This window comes from Mammaliicoccus sp. P-M58 (assembly GCF_022386165.1).
GTDB lineage: Bacteria > Bacillota > Bacilli > Staphylococcales > Staphylococcaceae > Mammaliicoccus > Mammaliicoccus sciuri.
The window spans coordinates 111,956-129,051 of record NZ_JAJNJI010000007.1 but is presented as its reverse complement, the minus strand read 5'-3'; the positions used below and the strand labels follow the sequence as shown (position 1 = coordinate 129,051).

Sequence of the window (17,096 nt, the reverse complement as noted above, 5' to 3'; positions counted from 1 at the left end):
ATATGGTTTGGATGATTATAAGTGGCCTTATAGTCGGAATATTACTTGGCTTTGTTATGCAAAGAACACGTTTTTGTTTAACAGGCGGGTTTAGAGATATGTATGTACAGAAAAATAATAAAATGTTTTATGCTTTATTAATCGCGATTTCTATTCAAAGCATTGGATTATTTACACTAGTAGGATTAGGCGTATTTAAGTTAGAAGCAGCAACATTTCCATTAGTAGGTACGATATTTGGATCATTTGTATTTGGTATCGGAATTATCTTAGCTGGTGGATGTGCGACTGGTACTTGGTACAGAGCAGGCGAGGGTTTAATTGGTAGCTGGATAGCCTTAGTATTATACGGTGTAACAGCAGCAATTATGAAATCTGGTCCATTAAATCCTGTTCAAGAAAAAATTAATTCATATAGTGTCGTTAACTCTAATATGGCAGAAACACTTAATGTACCTGTATGGGTATTGATTGCTATTTTAGTTATTGTTACAGTTTATTTTGTGACAAAAACATTAAAAAAACCAAAAGTAGCAATTCCTCAATTAAAACAAAAATATACAGGCATTCGTCATATCTTATTTGAAAAAAGATATCACCCGTTTGCAGCTGCAATTGCAGTAGGAATAATAGCATTAATTGCTTGGCCAATGAGTGCTTCAACAGGAAGAATTGCTGGCCTTGGTATTACAACACCTTCAGCAAATATCGTGCAATACTTAGTTACAGGTGATGCTTCATTAATAAACTGGGGCGTATTTTTAGTACTTGGTATATTTATCGGTTCATATATTGCTGCAAAAGGTTCAAGAGAATTCAAATGGAGAATGCCAGATACTAAAACAATAAGAAACAGTGTTATCGGTGGTGCTTGTATGGGTGTTGGTGCATCATTAGCAGGCGGATGTTCAATCGGTAATGGTTTAGTTTCAACTGCAACAATGAGTTGGCAAGGTTGGGTTGCATTACCATCAATGATCGTTGGTGCATGGTTTATGAGTTATTTCATTTTTGTTAAACCTAGAAAAGCAAGACAAACTAAGACACAAGTAAGCACACAAAGTATTTAATAAAAGGAGTCAATATATATGGTACATGAATTAGGTACAGTAGGAATGGTATGTCCGTTCCCATTAATTGAAGCACAAAATAAAATGGATGAATTACAAGTAGGCGAACAATTGAAAATTGATTTTGATTGCACGCAAGCGACAGAAGCACTTCCAAATTGGGCAGCAGAGAATGGTTATCCAGTTACGAATTATGAACAACTTGGAGATGCTTCATGGACAATAACGGTTGAAAAACAATAAATTACATTTAACCTAGAAACAAAGCTAAATGTCTTTGTTTCTAGGTTTTTTTGATTAAAATTGTATTTTATTTATAAAGAATTGGAAACGGTTTTATGATAGAATAAATGACTGAGAGGTGTATACATGAAGACGATTAAAGATATTGCTAATATGGCAGGTGTTTCTAAAAGTACAGTTTCTAGATATTTAAATGGTGGCTCAATTAGTAAAAGTACTAAAGAAAAAATACATAGAGTAGTAGAAGAAACTGGATATAAACCGAATCAATTTGCTCAAAGTTTAAAGGCTAAGAGAACGGGGCTGATCGGTGCTATTGTACCAAGGTTAGATTCATATGCAACAACTGAAACGTTAAAAGGTATTGAAACAACTTTACTTAAACAAAATGTTCAAACAATGATTGTGAATACAGATTTATCAAAAGATAGAGAAATTGATTCTATTTATATGTTAGCTAAGAGAAAAGTGGATGGCATTATTTTGATGGCAACTAACATTTCTGAAGAACATATGAAAGCAATTGAGTCAGTTGAATGCCCGATTGTTATTGTTGGTCAATCACATGAATCACTTTTATCGATAGTTCATGATGATTTCCAAGCAGGTAATCAAGTAGCAGAATGGTTATTGAAACATCAAAAGCACAATATTACATATATCGGTGTTTCTGAACATGATATTGCAGTTGGTAAGACGAGAAAAGAAGGTCTGTTTATTCCACTAATGGATCAAGGCATCAACCCAACATTTATTGAAAGTAGTTTCAGTATAAAAGATGCTCAGATATTAGGTAATGATATTAAGTTGAGAGAAGACGAAGTTATTGTCGCAGCTACTGATAATATAGCTTTAGGTATATACCATACACTTTTAAAAAGAGAAGTTGATATGCCAACGATTATTGGATTTGGCGGAAATAAGATGACAGAAATTGTGGCACCTCATATTGGTACTGTAAAGTTTAACTATTATTTAGCTGGTGAGACAGCTGTTCATGTATTAAATAACAGTATTAATCAAGAAACGGTAGAAAAATTAAATATTATCGGAACACAATTTGAATGGTTAAAAAAATAAGCTTTTCAAGTATGCTAAAATATATATATATTATGGAACCGGTCTAAATCGGATGTAAGGAGAATGATAATGGTAAATTGGACACGAGAAGAAAGATATAAAAAATTATCAGACATATCTGATGAAGCATACAATGAATTAATAGATAAAGTGAATGCGTCAAAATGGCGTCAAACTTTTCATATTCAACCAAAAACAGGGTTGTTAAATGATCCAAATGGTTTGGTTTATCATAATGGCGTTTATCATATATTTCATCAATGGTTTCCGCTTGGTGCCGTTCATGGTTTGAAGTATTGGTATCATTATAAAAGTAAAGATTTACTAGAATTTAAAGATGAGGGAATCGCGTTGGCGCCTGATACAGAATATGATAGTCATGGTGTATATTCGGGTAGTGCATTTGATTATGATGGAAAGTTATATTTAATGTATACGGGAAATGTGCGTAATGAAAATTGGGATCGTAAATCTGTCCAAATGATTGCTGAACAATTAGAAGATGGCACTTTTAAAAAGTTTGATCAACCAGCTATTCCAAACAAGCCAGAAGGATATACTGAACATTTTAGAGACCCTAAGGTATGGTTTGAGAATGGAAAATACTATGCAATATTTGGAATTCAAAGAGAGAATGAAACAGGTACAGCTGTTATATATGAATCTGAAGATATTCAAGATTGGCAATTTAAAGGCGAAATTGAAACACAACTGCAAAACTTTGGTTATATGTGGGAATGTCCAGATTTATTTAAGTTAAATGATAAAGATGTATTTATCTTTTCACCTCAAGGTATTGAAGCGAAAAATAACCAATTCGAGAACATCTATCAATCTGGTTATTTAATTGGTGATTTTGATTTAGATACGTTGAAGTTTGACCACCAAGAATTTGTTGAATTAGACCAAGGATTTGACTTTTACGCACCTCAAACGTTCTTAGATGAACATGGTGACAGAATATTAATTGGTTGGATGGGACTTCCTGAAATAGATTATGCTACTGATGAAGAAGGTTGGGCACATTGTTTAACTATTCCAAGAGTATTAACAATTGAAGATGATAAACTGAAACAAAGACCTATAAAAGCACTTGAAAAATTAAGAACAAATAAAGAAACTGCTGAAGGTTATGCTAATAAGCATTCAGTTAAACTTCACCCATATGAAGGTAAACAGTTTGAATTAATGATTGAGATTCTGGAGAATGAAGCTAGCGAAATATACTTTGATTTAAGGGTATCTAAGAAATGTTCAACGCAAATTATTTATAATAAGCGTTCTAAACAACTAACTTTAGATCGATTTGAAAGTGGTATTGTAAGTGAAGCGGTTGAGAAGACAACTCGTACATCAACTTTAGATAATGATTTAAAAGACCTGAGAATTTATAGTGATACATCTAGTCTAGAAATTTTCGTTAACGATGGTGAAAAAGTATTTACAACGAGAATATTCCCTGATGAAGATGCTGTTAATTTCAGAACTTCTACAGAGTCTGGCCAAGTTTACTTGAAGTTTACGAAATATGACTTACAACTAAATAATTAAACGAATCAAAAACGCTTGTTGTTCTGATACAACAAGCGTTTATTTTAATATCAGTAAATTGTAAGAAATATGAATAAGTTATTACAAAATATTAATTCTGTGTAACATATGGCGTTCAAGCATAGAAAACAAAGAAACATTCCTTTATACTTTAACTATTAATTAATGTAGAGGAGGGGAAGAATTTTTATGAAGATATTTAAAAATGCTATGATTTCAACATTACTATTATCTTCTATGGCATTTGGAGTAGCACACGGGAATAATACAGATGCGATAGAAAGCAATGAATCTAGTACAAAAGATACTTCTCCGAACACAACTCAAGAACAATTGAATCAAAATATAGAAGCACAGCAATCCAAAGAAACTGATTCTAATAGTGAACAAAATAGTAAAACAGAGGAAAGAAGTACTGAACCGAAGTCAGAAGAAAATTCAAGTACAGAGGAACAGTCATCAGAAGAACCAATTAGAGATAAAAAGTCTGAACAAAAATCAGATGAAAAGCCTAGTACAGAAGAACCTAAGACTGATGAAAAGCCAAGTACAGAGGAGCCTACAACAGAAGAACCAAGTACAGAAGAACCAACAACAGAAGAGCCGAGCACTGAAGAACCAAGTACAGAAGAACCAACAACAGAAGAGCCGAGCACTGAAGAACCTTCAAGCAATGATAGCAATCATCAAGATCAAGTACCACCACCGAATCAATCCAATAGTGGGAAACCATCTTCTGAAGAACCTAAAACTAATGAACCAAATTCAAATAGCAATAATGATCAAAATGTAAATCAATATAAACCAACAATGCCGGCATATCCAAATACAAATGAAGTAGGGGATGGATATTACAATCCGCAATACACTGATGAAAAAGCGCCTAAATTTATACCTGGCCATTCAGAAGCATATTATAGTAAATTGGATGAAGATGTGTTAGAGCTTGTAACAAGTAAAGTTGGTAGTAGACCTGATTTAGCACAACCAAAATTTAAAAAGACTAATAAAACGGCAGAAACTACATCTGTAGATGATGATGATACAAAAACAGAAACAACAAAAACAACGACAGAAAGTTTTGAAACAGCTTCTGATCATAAAGATATTTCTAAACCGCTTATCATTGGTATTTCAATCGCAATCGTACTTGTATTAGGATTCATCATATTATTCATAATGCGAAGATTTTCAAAATCATAAATAAAATAAAATAAAAGAGTGTCTGGGACAAATATGTTCTAGACTCTTTTTCATATTTTTAGAAATAGTGAGGCTGAATATTGCAATTGAGGTGCGACAAGCAATGTAGAGGACCTTGTATTTATCAAGACTCACCAAACAAGATAAATAGGCGCTTTGTATATTGCAAGACGCTCCAATCTAGCAACATAGAAGCTCCGTATATTGCTAGACTCCCCAAACAAGCAACATAGAAGTCCCGTATGTTGCAAGACATACCAAACAAGCAACATAGAACCTCACGCTAACATTGATTTTTCCAAGAAAAAAGAGACTGGCACATAATGTAACGTCTCAGTCTCTTCTAGTCATCCTTATCGGGGCGGGATTTATGTCCCGTTCCCACTTTTTTATTAAAATTCACTTTGATCAATATTCTGAGTTGCTTTGTATAATGTTTCTATAATGGATTTTACAGTACCTTTTTCAAATGGAGATTGTAACTGAACAGATGCCATAATATCAATGAATGATTGTGAACCGCCAATTTGACATATTTTTAAGTAATCAGACCATGCTTGCTCTGGATCAGCTTCTTGTTTAATGAAAAATTGCATTGCACAAATTGTCGCTAATGTATAATCAATATAATAAAATGGTGATGCAAAAATATGACCTTGTCTATGCCAGAATGCACCATTTTCAAGATGCTGAATATTGTCATAGTCTACACTTGGGAAGTATTTATTTTCTAAATTTGACCATGCTTTTCTGCGTTCTTCTGAAGAAATGTCTGGATTCTCATAAACAAAGTGTTGGAATTCATCCACTGCTACACCATATGGTAAAAATTTAATATTATCTTCTAAGTGTGCTAATTTAAATTTTTCCGTATCTTGTTTGAAAAATAATGACATCCATGGATAAGTTAAGTATTCCATGCTCATTGAATGAATTTCACATGCTTCTGATGTAGGGAAGTAATATTCTGGAACAGAATACTTCAGACTTTCATATACTTGGAAAGCATGTCCTGCTTCATGTGTCATAACTTCAATATCGCCTTGTGTACCATTAAAGTTTGCAAAGATGAATGGTGATTTAAAATCATTAATGATTGTACAATACCCGCCACTTTCTTTTCCTTTTTTAGCTTCTAAATCAAATAATTGTTTATCAATCATAAAATCTATAAAATGACCAGTTTCTTTAGAACGTTCATGGTACATTTTTTTAGCATTTTTCACCATTTCTTCAGTTGATATTTGTGGTTTTGGCGAACCAGTTTTAAAAGTGAAATTATTATCGTAAGCTTTTAAATTGTCAACACCAATACGTTTTGCATGCTGTGATTTAATATCTTCAGTAATAGGTACGACATGTTCTTTAACTTGCTCTCTAAAAATTTTAACATCAGTTGCGTCGTAACCAATTCTTTGCATTCTATCATAGCCAAGTTGAACAAAGTTCTCGTATCCTAATTTTAAAGCTATTTCATGTCTTGTTTTTACAAGACCATCATAAATACGATCTAAATCCTCTAGATGTTCTGCAAAAAACTGTTCTCTAGCTTTAAATGCATTTTTTCTAATTTCTCTATCTTCGTTGATTAAGTACTTACTGAATTGTGATAAGTTCAAATGTTCACCGTTATATTCAATATCTGCTGACGCAATTAATTTATCATATTCGCTTACTAATTTGTTTTCTTTAACAAGTAAGTCATTAATAGAAGGATTATATGTATTAAGAGCGACTTCTGCTAAAGAAAAAAGTTGTTGTCCAAAATGTGCAATTAAATCATTTTTAAATTTAGATTTTAATAAAGATTGATAGAATAAATGGTCTAAATGTTGTATTTTAGGCATTGTTTCATCAAAGAAATCTCGTTCTTTATTATAGTATTCATCATGTGTATCGATAGATGCTCTTATGTAAGCTAGGTTATAATGCGTATCAGTATGGTTTCTAATCTTATTAATTTCATTAATCGCCTCAATTGCTTCATCGACCGTTTCTGCATTATCGAATTCATTTAATAATGATTTGGTTTGTTTTTCTTTTTCTTCAATATTGATTTGTTCATATTGATAATCTTTAAAAGTTAACGTCATGTTAAAACCTCCCTTAATAAATTTATTATAACATTTCTTTGTTGTAATTTTATTGAAAATTGCGAAAATAAAGGTAAAAGCATATAATATGAAATGAAAAGAGGTGTATATAAATGACTAAAAATAATGAACAATTATCTTTAGAAGTAGCAGCATTAACGAGGAAGACAAAAGAACTTGGAATTCCTATCATGATTGTATTTGAAGGTGTTCCCGCATCAGGTAAGACGAGACTATCAAATGAACTTCTATTAACACTTGATGCTAAATACACACACTTTGTACCGATGAAATCACCTTCAGAAGACGATCTAAGATATCAATTTTTACAGAAGTATTGGATCAGTATACCTTCAAAAGGTGATATCAATATTTATTTTAGAAGTTGGTATGCATATTATATAGAATATCAAGCAAACAAAATAAAGCATTCTATATACAACAAATATCATGCTTTACGAAGACAAATCCAAGACTTTGAAGCTATGGTCCAAGATGATGGCTACGAAATTATTAAGTTTTATATTGAGATTAGCGATAAAAAGAGAAAAGAACATTTAAAAGAAATGAAAGAAAATCCTTTAACAAGTTGGAAAGCACAAGAATACGAAAGTGCCATTAATGATGACGTATATCATAAAGAAATGCATAAAATTTTGAAAGCATCGCCTGATGAATGGGAAATCATTGATTATACAGAAAGAGAAGAAGCTATCAATTTGATGTATAAACATATTATCAATCGGTTGAACAAAGCGATTAAACTTCATAAAAAGAAAGATAAATTAATTGATGGCGATTTTACGGAAGAGTTTAAAACAGACCTATTTGATCAATCAATAGATAAATTAAATAAAAAGACATACAAATCCCTGATAGGTGACTTACAAGATAGATTGAAAGAATTGCAATTTGCATTATACGAAAGAAAAATCCCGTTAATACTAGTATATGAAGGTATGGATGCAGCCGGTAAAGGTGGCAATATTAAAAGAGTTAGAGAAAAATTAGATCCAACCGGTTATGAAGTAAATGCAATAAGCGCCCCAACAGACGTTGAGTTGAATCATCATTACTTATGGAGATTTGCTAAAGATATGCCAAGAAGCGGCCATATTGAAATATTCGATAGAAGTTGGTACGGAAGAGTATTAGTAGAAAGAGTAGAAGGATTTGCTACTAAGAAAGAATGGAAACGTGCCTATGAAGAAATCAATCAATTTGAGAAAATGTGGACAGACGAAGGTGCAATTATCTTGAAATTCTTCTTAACTTTAGATAAAGATGAACAATTAAGAAGATTTAAAGAAAGAGAAGAAACACCAGAAAAACAATGGAAAATTACAGACGAAGATTGGCGAAATAGAGAAAAATGGGATCAATATATCGAAGCAAGTCACGATATGATTAAATTAACAAACACAGATCATGCACCATGGCTTGTCGTACCAGCTGACAATAAAAAATCAGCTAGAATAGAAGTTATTAAATACATTATTAAAAAATGTGAAGAAGTATTATGGGGCGTTAAACAATATTAGAATATGATAGGGACATAATTGTGAGAAATGTCGGTAAGAGGCATTGTTAGGGACAGAATTCAGAGAAATGTCCCTTAATGAGTACACTCTAACTACCGCAAATCGAAATAATGGAAGTTAACCCCCTCCAATTACCATAAAAAATAAGCATATCACTTAAGACTGAGTTCATCAGTTCGGTGATATGCTTATTTTATTTACGCTTAGCTATACATGCTTAAGATTGTATGATAAATCAGTTGTGAAATTTGAGATTGTTTCTCTAATTGTTCGTTTACTTGATCTTTAAATACAATTTGACCTAAAACAACTATACCGTTCATTCCCATATGCGCAATCATTGGTACGATGATACGTTTCGTTAATACATAAAGTCCACTAAATACAGTTCCCATTACAACATATATTAATGTATGTTCTGGATCTGAATGTGCTAATGAAAAGATAAAAGAACTAACTAATACTGCTACGATAAAGCTTAACCACTTAGGTGCTTTGATCATATTGTATATCTCTCCGAAAATTAATTTACGGAATATTAATTCTTCTAATATTGGACCTGCTAATACGATATAAATGATTAATATATGTGATTGTTGTGCAATCTTCATGAGATTTTGAGTATTGCCACTTTCTACTGGTTGATTAAATATATATGTATTAATCAAAGCGGCGATGATTTGTCCAAGCATGGCCATTATAATACCTGCAACACACCAGAAAATCACGTATACCCATGGTTCTTTCTTCTGTTGTTCTAATCGAGTTGGATTTTTAATATTTGAGTTCATATACCATAATAATAAAACAGTAATGATAGCTGTTGTTGCCATCCAAGTTAAGCTGATTTCTAATCTTGTGACTTTAGATAATCCTGAATCAGCGTATAAACTATTTGGAATAATTGCGATTGTTTGTACAACACCAAATAGTAATAGGGTAGCAATATTAACAGTTAATCGATTAAATTGCATTTTCAATTCCTCCAAAAATAAACATGTAAACATTGTACCTTATTTAGCAGAAAAAGAGAAAAATTTAAGTTATATTGCTTGTAATTTTGACCAAATTTGATTATTATAAAAATGTAGTTAGCACTTAAGTATAAAGAGTGCTAACATTATTAGCGCCAAGGAGGATTTTATAAATGTTAAAACCATTGGGAGATAGAATTATTATTGAGAAAACAGAAACAGAACAAACTACAGCTAGCGGGATTGTATTGACAGATTCAGCTAAAGAATCGTCTAACGAAGGAAAAGTTGTTGCTGTTGGACCAGGTAAGCGTCTAGAAGATGGTACAAGACTTACTGTAGATGTTGCTGTAGGTGATCAAGTTGTATATCAACAATACGCAGGAACAGAAGTTAAACGTGATAAAGAAACATATATTATCCTTTCAGAAGATGACATTTTAGCAGTTATTGAATAATTTAGATAATATTTTTGAAGATATTTTATGGAGGTTTTTATAAATGGCTAAAGAACTAAAATTTTCAGAAGACGCTAGACGTTCTATGCTTGCTGGTGTTGATAAATTAGCAAATGCAGTTAAAGTAACTTTAGGACCTAAAGGACGTAACGTCGTTTTAGATAAAAAATTCACTTCACCATTAATCACAAATGATGGTGTTACAATCGCTAAAGAAATTGAATTACAAGATCCATATGAGAATATGGGTGCTAAATTAGTTGCAGAAGTTGCGAACCAAACAAATGATGTTGCAGGTGACGGTACAACTACAGCAACTGTCTTAGCTCAAGCGATGATTCAAGAAGGTTTAAAAAACGTAACAAGTGGTGCAAATCCAGTTGGTATTCGTGAAGGTATTGATAAAGCAGTTAAAGTAGCTTTAGAAGAATTACACAATATCTCACAACCAGTTGAGAAAAAAGAAGAAATTGCACAAGTTGGTTCTATTTCTGCTGCTGATGAAGAAATTGGTAAATTTATTTCAGAAGCAATGGAAAAAGTAGGTAATGACGGTGTTATTACTATTGAAGAATCTAAAGGATTCAGCACAGAATTAGAAGTTGTTGAAGGTATGCAATTTGATAGAGGATATACTTCACCATATATGGTGACAGATTCAGACAAAATGACTGCTGAATTAGAAAATCCTTACATCTTAATTACAGATAAAAAGATTTCTTCATTCCAAGATATTTTACCTATCTTAGAAAAAATCTTACAAACAAATAGACCAATTTTAATTGTTGCTGACGATGTTGATGGTGATGCATTAACAAACTTAGTATTAAACAGATTACGTGGTACATTCACAGCAGTAGCAGTTAAAGCGCCTGGATTTGGTGACCGTCGTAAAGCAATGTTAGATGATTTAGCAATTTTAACTGGTGGTCAAGTGATTACTGATGACTTAGGTTTAGATTTAAAAGAAACAACTCTAGATATGCTTGGTGAAGCAGGTAAAGTTCAAGTTACTAAAGATGACACTACAATTGTTGAAGGTCAAGGTGACTCAGTAAATATCGACGCTCGTGTTGGTCAAATTAAAGCTCAAATTGAAGAAACAACTTCAGACTTTGATCGTACGAAATTACAAGAACGCTTAGCTAAATTAGCAGGTGGCGTTGCAGTTATTAAAGTAGGTGCTGCAACTGAAACAGAATTAAAAGAACGTAAATTAAGAATTGAAGATGCTTTAAACTCTACACGTGCTGCAGTTGAAGAAGGTATAGTAGCAGGTGGTGGTACAGCATTAGTATCTATTTATAATAAAGTAGCTGAAGTTGAAGCAAAAGGCGATGTACAAACTGGTGTGAACATTGTGTTGAAAGCTCTTGAAGCACCATTACGTCAAATCGTTGAAAATGCTGGCTTAGAAGGATCAATTATAGTTGAAAAACTTAAAAATGCTGATGAAGGTATTGGTTACAATGCAGCAACAGATGAATGGGTAAATATGTTAGACGCAGGTATTGTCGATCCAACAAAAGTTACACGTTCAGCATTACAAAATGCAGCATCTGTAGCAGCAATGTTCTTAACTACTGAAGCAGTAGTAGCAGACATTCCAGAAGAAGAACCAGCAGCACCAGATATGGGCGGCATGGGCGGAATGCCAGGTATGATGTAATTCGGTAAATATAACCGACATTACAAATTAAGAGATATGTCTAATCCCCTTTCTAAATGGTATTAAACCATATGGAAAGGGGATTTTTATGTTAAAATGAATCTAATTTGTATTAAAGGAGTAGAAAATATGATTAGACCTGCTGTTAAAGAAGATGCGAAAAAACTAAGTGAGTTAATGTTTATGATTTGGCATGATATGGAACTACCTTTAGTTGTTCAAAATGATAAGGAAACTGTTTTAAGATTACTTGAACAAGCGAGTGTTGAGAGTGAATATAGAAACCATTATAAACATAGTCAGGTATATGAAGTCGATGGTGAAGTAGCAGGTTTTCTTAATTGCTATAGTGGTACTGACGAAAAACAACTTGAAGAAAATTGGTACAATATTGCATTTAAAGATTCTTTTAAATTAGAAGGAACGCCGTTACCTGAACATGAAGCGGATAATGGTGATTTATATATTGATTCAGTTGCGGTCTTTTCAGAATATAGAGGTAGAGGTATTGCTTCTAAACTTATAGAAGATGCTTTTGAACGAGCTAAAGAAAGAGGATTTAAGCAAGTATCATTAAATTGTGAATTTGATAATGAAGGTGCAATGAAATTATATGAGAAACTTGGTTTCAAGCCATCATATGTTCGAAAACTAAGTGGACATGACTACAAATATATGATTAAACATTTATAGTAAACTAAAAAATTAACATCGGTTAAAATATTAGCCGATGTTACTTTTATTTTTCTCAATATCAAGCAAGATTTCTTTTCGTTCTATGCCACTGGAATATCCACCAATTGAACCATCAGCAGCTATCACACGATGACAAGGTACAAGAATCGTAATAAAATTCTTACCATTTGCATTAGCGACAGCACGAAAAGCAGTAGGTTTACCAATATTTTCAGCTAACTGCTTATAAGATATCGTCACGCCAAATGGAATATCACATAAAGCACGCCACACTTTTTGTTGAAAAGGTGTACCAAAATTAAAATGTATAGGTGTTGTAAAATTAGAAAGATTACCTTCAAAATAAAGAATCAATTCCTCTTCAAGCTTATCTAAAACATGATTACTTTCATCATTAATTTCTGAATTAAGTTGTTTACGTACAATTTGTAACTCTTCTTCTAACGAAGGTTTATTCGTAAAATGTAACATTAATAAGTACTCATTATTAGCAATTGCTAACATTTCACCAGCACTCGTTTGAATTAACTTTTGGTATAAAGCCATAATCATCACTCCTAATGAAAGTTTAACATATAGACAACTCATACTTTATGAATTTGAATAAAAATATATGTTCATATACAATTATGGTAATAAGTTTGAAAGGGTGATGTATTATGATGGATTTAAATCAATTGTTTCTTGTTAACTTAAGTATGGGTGGCCATAATTCCTAATTTATATAAATGGGGAGTTAAATGAAAATAGAACAATTAGGTATTAAAGAAGAACAATTATCATATTATAAGAATAATTTTAGTGATGAATTTAAAATTGGAAGAATATCTTTCGTCTCTAAAAATCATTTTAAAGTCATAACAACCACAAGTCAGTATAAAGCAGAGATTACACAAAAATTAGTTAATCAAAATTTGATACCTGCTATAGGAGACTGGGTTGTCGTTAATGAACTAAATGATTTTAAATTGATAATTGATATATTACCAAGAACTAGTGAGCTAAAACGGCAATCTAAAAAACATGAATCACTTGACCAATATATAGCAACGAATATTGATGAAGTGTTTATTGTAATGGGACTAGATGGCGACTTTAATTTAAACAGGTTAGAAAGATATGCGATTCAAATTAAAGAAAGTGGTGCCTTGCCTGTTATCATTTTGAATAAGTTTGACATTATTGATGATTACAAAGAAAAAGTTCAATTAGTCAATAGGAGATTAAGTAATGTCCCTATTATCACTACTAGTGTGATTAAAAATATCAATATGGATCAAATTAAGAAAAGGTTCTATGAAGGTATGACTGCAACACTAGTAGGGTCGTCAGGTGTTGGAAAATCGAGTATAGCAAATTATTTAGTTGGCAAAGATATTTTAAAAACTCATTCAACAAGAGAAGATGATCAAAAAGGTAGACATACAACAACACATAGAGGTTTGTATTTGATTCAGCCTACCGGTGTAATAATTGATACACCTGGAATGAGAAGCTTAGGGCTATCAGTTGACCAAGATAATATAATAGACAGTTTTGAGGATATTAAATTACTCTCCCAAAATTGTAAGTTTAGTGATTGTAAACATGAGACTGAACCTGGGTGTAAAGTTCAAGAAGCTTTAAAAAATGGTGATTTAGATATAAGTCAATATAACAACTATCTAAAACTTAAAAAAGAAATTGCTTATAACAATTCGAAAGTATCAAAAAAAGCGGCTTCTGAAAAGAAAAAACAATGGAAATCATTAACTAAAATGAATAGAAATAAACCAAAATATTAAACGAACTATTAAACAGAATTCTTCAATAGAGGATTTCTGTTTTTTTATTATGTTAAAGGTACAGTCATTTCACCAGCATTCGTTTAAATTAACTTTTGATATAAAGCCATAATCATCACTCCTAAAGAGAGTGTAACATTTAAAAATTTGATTGACTTTAGATTACTAAATGATAATATAATAATTAAACAGATGAGTTTAGTCGGAATTAAGGGAGGCGTTTTTATGAAAAGATACATATTTTTAGCTTTGACACTTATTTTATCAGTTGTGGTAGCAGCTTGTGGAAATAATGATGACAAAGAAAAGAAAGAAATTACTATTGCTACATCACCGGGACCTTATAGTGAGTTGTTTTTGAAAGGTATTAAACCTGAACTAGAGAAGAAAGGTTATACTGTTAAAGATAAAGACTTCACTGAATTACTACAAGCTGATGTTGCTTTGCAAGAAGGTAGTGTGGATGTTAACGTTGATCAACATAAAGCGTATATGGATACGTTTAATAAAGAAAGAGATGCTGATTTAACGAATATTACTAAAATACCAACAGTGCCTGCACAAATTTTCTCTAATAAAAATAAAGATCTTAAAGGTATTAAAAAAGGAGATACAATAGCTATACCACAAGATCCATCAAATGCAGCAAGAGCGTATCGTTTATTAGAAAAAGCAGGCTGGATTAAATTAAATGCAGATAAAAATGATATTAAAATTACGAAGAAAGATATTTCTGATAATCCTAAGAACCTTAATATTAAAACGATGGACTCAGCTAATATACCTAGAATTTTAGACGAAGTTGATTATGCAGTTATTCCAGGATCAATTGTTTACGCTTCGAAGGTTGACCCATCTAAAGGACTTCTAAAAGAAGATTTAGTAGAAGATTTATATTTACAAGTTGTCGTAGATAGTAAAAACAAAGATGCTAAATGGGTTAAAGATATTAAAGAGGCGTATCAATCAAAAGGATTTAAGAAAGTGTTAGATAAAGAAAATAAAGATGATTATTGGAAAATACCAAAACAATCATAATATAAATATAGAGACTGGGACATTACCTTATGTTCCAGTCTCTATATTTTTTTACTTCTTTTTATTAGCTTTTTTGCGGTCGCCATTTCTACTTATAAATGCGGCTACTAAAAATAATATTGATGCGAATGTAAATTGAATGCCTGAGTTGCCGCTTATTTGAATGCCTATTCCAATAATTAAGCAGATTATAGCTAAACCAACGAGAACTTTTGTAATTGTAGACATATGTTTTGCTCCTTTACTTAATTTATTATATCAATTATTTATTTGTTATCCAAAAAGGGATGATTTTCTAAAATTAAATGATGAAATTTAGTGAACACACTTTTAATTTTCATAATTCTCGTCTAGTATAGAAGTATCATAACAATGAAAGAGGATGACTTTCTATGAACCCACTAGCATTAGAATTAAATGAACAACTGAAAAAAGAATATCCTGTTGTATTAGATATGCTTTCCGATTTAGGTAAATCTATTTATTATCCAAAGGGTATTTTATCACAATCTGGAGAAGCAAAAGGTACAAAGTATAATGCAACAATCGGTATGGCAACAACTGATGAAGGTATTATGTACACAGATGCTTTATATAACCAATTTGGTGACCAAGATCCAAGTGATATATTCCCATATGCACCGCCACAAGGTGACGAACGTTTACGTACATTATGGCAACAGAAAATTTTAAAAGACAATCCTGATTTAAGTGCTGATGATATTTCTAAACCAGTGGTAACAAATGCGTTAACACATGGCTTATCTTTAGCTGGAGATTTATTTGTAGATGCACAAGATACAATTTTATTACCTGAACATAACTGGGGTAACTATAAATTAGCTTTTGGTGTAAGACATAGTGCGAACATTGAAACTTACAAAGCTTTTGAAGAAGATGGCAGTTACACTTTAGAATATTTCAAACATGCTTTAGAACAATATAAAAAAGAAAAAGTTATTCTTGTTTTAAACTTCCCAAATAATCCAACTGGTTATACACCAGTAGTTGAAGAAGTTAAAGAAATGGTTGAAGCTATTAAACAATTAGCTGATAAAGGTACACAAGTGATTACATTAGTTGATGATGCTTATTATGGATTGTTCTTTGAAGATGTTTATAAACAATCTGTCTTTACAGCATTAACAGCGTTAAATCACGAAAATATTATGCCAGTTAAAGTTGATGGCGCAACTAAAGAATACTTCTCATGGGGCTTCCGTGTTGGTTTCTTAACATTTGGTAGTCAAAATGATGTTGTTAAAGATGTATTAGTTGCTAAATTAAAAGGATTAATTAGAAGTAACTTATCAAGTTGTTCTTTACCAAGCCAAACTGCAATTATTCATGCAATGGAAGATCCTTCTTTCCAAGATCAAGTTGATCATAACGTGAATATTTTAAAAGAAAGATATGAAGTAACTAAAGAAGTCGCTTATCGTGATGAATTTAGATCATTATGGACGCCGTATGCATTTAATTCAGGTTACTTTATGGCACTTAAAGTTTTAGATGTAGACCCTGAACAATTGAGATTACATTTAATTGAGAAGTATCGTATCGGTATTATTGCTTTAAATAAAACAGATATCCGTATTGCGTTTAGCTGTATTGAAAAATCTGATATAGAACATGTATTTGAATCTATTGCTAAAGCAATCAATGACTTAAAATAATAAAATTAAACAGAGTGTGT

The 17,096-nt window shown here is 31.8% G+C and carries 16 protein-coding genes; 12 read left to right on the top strand and 4 right to left on the bottom strand.

The features are described from left to right. Window positions 1-2 precede the first annotated feature (2 nt). From LQ694_RS09640 to LQ694_RS09620, 5 genes are all read left to right on the top strand, one after another. Window positions 3-1,070: a YeeE/YedE family protein gene (locus tag LQ694_RS09640; RefSeq protein WP_058611188.1), complete on the top strand. Its 1,068-nt coding sequence runs from the start codon at window positions 3-5 to the stop codon at window positions 1,068-1,070. Window positions 1,071-1,088: 18 nt separating this feature from the next. Then, a complete protein-coding gene (locus LQ694_RS09635) occupies window positions 1,089-1,313 on the top strand; it encodes a sulfurtransferase TusA family protein (protein ID WP_025905061.1) in 225 nt (74 codons plus the stop codon). Between the two features lie 126 nt (window positions 1,314-1,439). After that, complete coding sequence (locus LQ694_RS09630; RefSeq protein ID WP_218697340.1) at window positions 1,440-2,393, top strand: LacI family DNA-binding transcriptional regulator; 954 nt, start codon at window positions 1,440-1,442, stop codon at window positions 2,391-2,393. A 69-nt stretch (window positions 2,394-2,462) separates the two neighbouring features. Then, window positions 2,463-3,944: a glycoside hydrolase family 32 protein gene (locus tag LQ694_RS09625; protein ID WP_070373381.1), complete on the top strand. Its 1,482-nt coding sequence runs from the start codon at window positions 2,463-2,465 to the stop codon at window positions 3,942-3,944. A gap of 189 nt (window positions 3,945-4,133) precedes the next feature. Further along, window positions 4,134-5,147, top strand: coding sequence for an SdrH family protein (locus LQ694_RS09620; protein ID WP_239772010.1), 1,014 nt, complete (start codon window positions 4,134-4,136; stop codon window positions 5,145-5,147). Window positions 5,148-5,539: 392 nt separating this feature from the next. On the opposite strand, the gene LQ694_RS09615 is transcribed toward LQ694_RS09620, so the two are convergent. Beyond that, window positions 5,540-7,240: a M3 family oligoendopeptidase gene (locus LQ694_RS09615; protein ID WP_218697342.1), complete on the bottom strand. Its 1,701-nt coding sequence runs from the start codon at window positions 7,238-7,240 to the stop codon at window positions 5,540-5,542. Between the two features lie 113 nt (window positions 7,241-7,353). Here LQ694_RS09615 and LQ694_RS09610 point away from each other — a divergent pair, with 113 nt between their 5' ends. Then, window positions 7,354-8,781 (top strand): phosphate--AMP phosphotransferase, encoded by a 1,428-nt coding sequence (locus LQ694_RS09610; RefSeq protein WP_218697343.1) that lies wholly within the window; start codon window positions 7,354-7,356, stop codon window positions 8,779-8,781. Window positions 8,782-8,984: 203 nt separating this feature from the next. On the opposite strand, the gene mroQ is transcribed toward LQ694_RS09610, so the two are convergent. Next, entirely contained in the window at window positions 8,985-9,755 is a 771-nt protein-coding gene (gene mroQ, locus LQ694_RS09605; RefSeq protein WP_048540600.1) for an intramembrane glutamic endopeptidase MroQ, read from the bottom strand. A gap of 173 nt (window positions 9,756-9,928) precedes the next feature. Here mroQ and groES point away from each other — a divergent pair, with 173 nt between their 5' ends. The 3 genes from groES to LQ694_RS09590 all read left to right on the top strand — a co-directional run bounded on the left by groES (window position 9,929) and on the right by LQ694_RS09590 (window position 12,575). Beyond that, on the top strand, window positions 9,929-10,213 hold the full coding sequence (groES, locus tag LQ694_RS09600; RefSeq protein ID WP_025905068.1) for a co-chaperone GroES: 285 nt from the start codon (window positions 9,929-9,931) through the stop codon (window positions 10,211-10,213). A 43-nt stretch (window positions 10,214-10,256) separates the two neighbouring features. Further along, on the top strand, window positions 10,257-11,882 hold the full coding sequence (gene groL, locus LQ694_RS09595; RefSeq protein ID WP_037589599.1) for a chaperonin GroEL: 1,626 nt from the start codon (window positions 10,257-10,259) through the stop codon (window positions 11,880-11,882). A 129-nt stretch (window positions 11,883-12,011) separates the two neighbouring features. Beyond that, window positions 12,012-12,575 (top strand): GNAT family N-acetyltransferase, encoded by a 564-nt coding sequence (locus LQ694_RS09590; RefSeq protein WP_065381744.1) that lies wholly within the window; start codon window positions 12,012-12,014, stop codon window positions 12,573-12,575. Between the two features lie 30 nt (window positions 12,576-12,605). Here the strand turns inward: LQ694_RS09590 and LQ694_RS09585 are convergent, their stop codons facing one another. Next, window positions 12,606-13,124: a methylated-DNA--[protein]-cysteine S-methyltransferase gene (locus LQ694_RS09585; protein WP_058611181.1), complete on the bottom strand. Its 519-nt coding sequence runs from the start codon at window positions 13,122-13,124 to the stop codon at window positions 12,606-12,608. A 194-nt stretch (window positions 13,125-13,318) separates the two neighbouring features. Here LQ694_RS09585 and rsgA point away from each other — a divergent pair, with 194 nt between their 5' ends. Both rsgA and LQ694_RS09575 read left to right on the top strand, forming a co-directional pair. Beyond that, window positions 13,319-14,362, top strand: coding sequence for a ribosome small subunit-dependent GTPase A (gene rsgA, locus LQ694_RS09580; RefSeq protein WP_218697345.1), 1,044 nt, complete (start codon window positions 13,319-13,321; stop codon window positions 14,360-14,362). A 225-nt stretch (window positions 14,363-14,587) separates the two neighbouring features. Beyond that, window positions 14,588-15,400: a MetQ/NlpA family ABC transporter substrate-binding protein gene (locus LQ694_RS09575; RefSeq protein WP_058611179.1), complete on the top strand. Its 813-nt coding sequence runs from the start codon at window positions 14,588-14,590 to the stop codon at window positions 15,398-15,400. Between the two features lie 51 nt (window positions 15,401-15,451). On the opposite strand, the gene LQ694_RS09570 is transcribed toward LQ694_RS09575, so the two are convergent. Beyond that, complete coding sequence (locus LQ694_RS09570) at window positions 15,452-15,628, bottom strand: hypothetical protein (protein WP_048540605.1); 177 nt, start codon at window positions 15,626-15,628, stop codon at window positions 15,452-15,454. 164 nt (window positions 15,629-15,792) lie between these two features. Here LQ694_RS09570 and LQ694_RS09565 point away from each other — a divergent pair, with 164 nt between their 5' ends. Further along, a complete protein-coding gene (locus LQ694_RS09565; RefSeq protein WP_218697348.1) occupies window positions 15,793-17,076 on the top strand; it encodes an aminotransferase class I/II-fold pyridoxal phosphate-dependent enzyme in 1,284 nt (427 codons plus the stop codon). The last annotated feature ends 20 nt before the right edge of the window (window positions 17,077-17,096 follow it).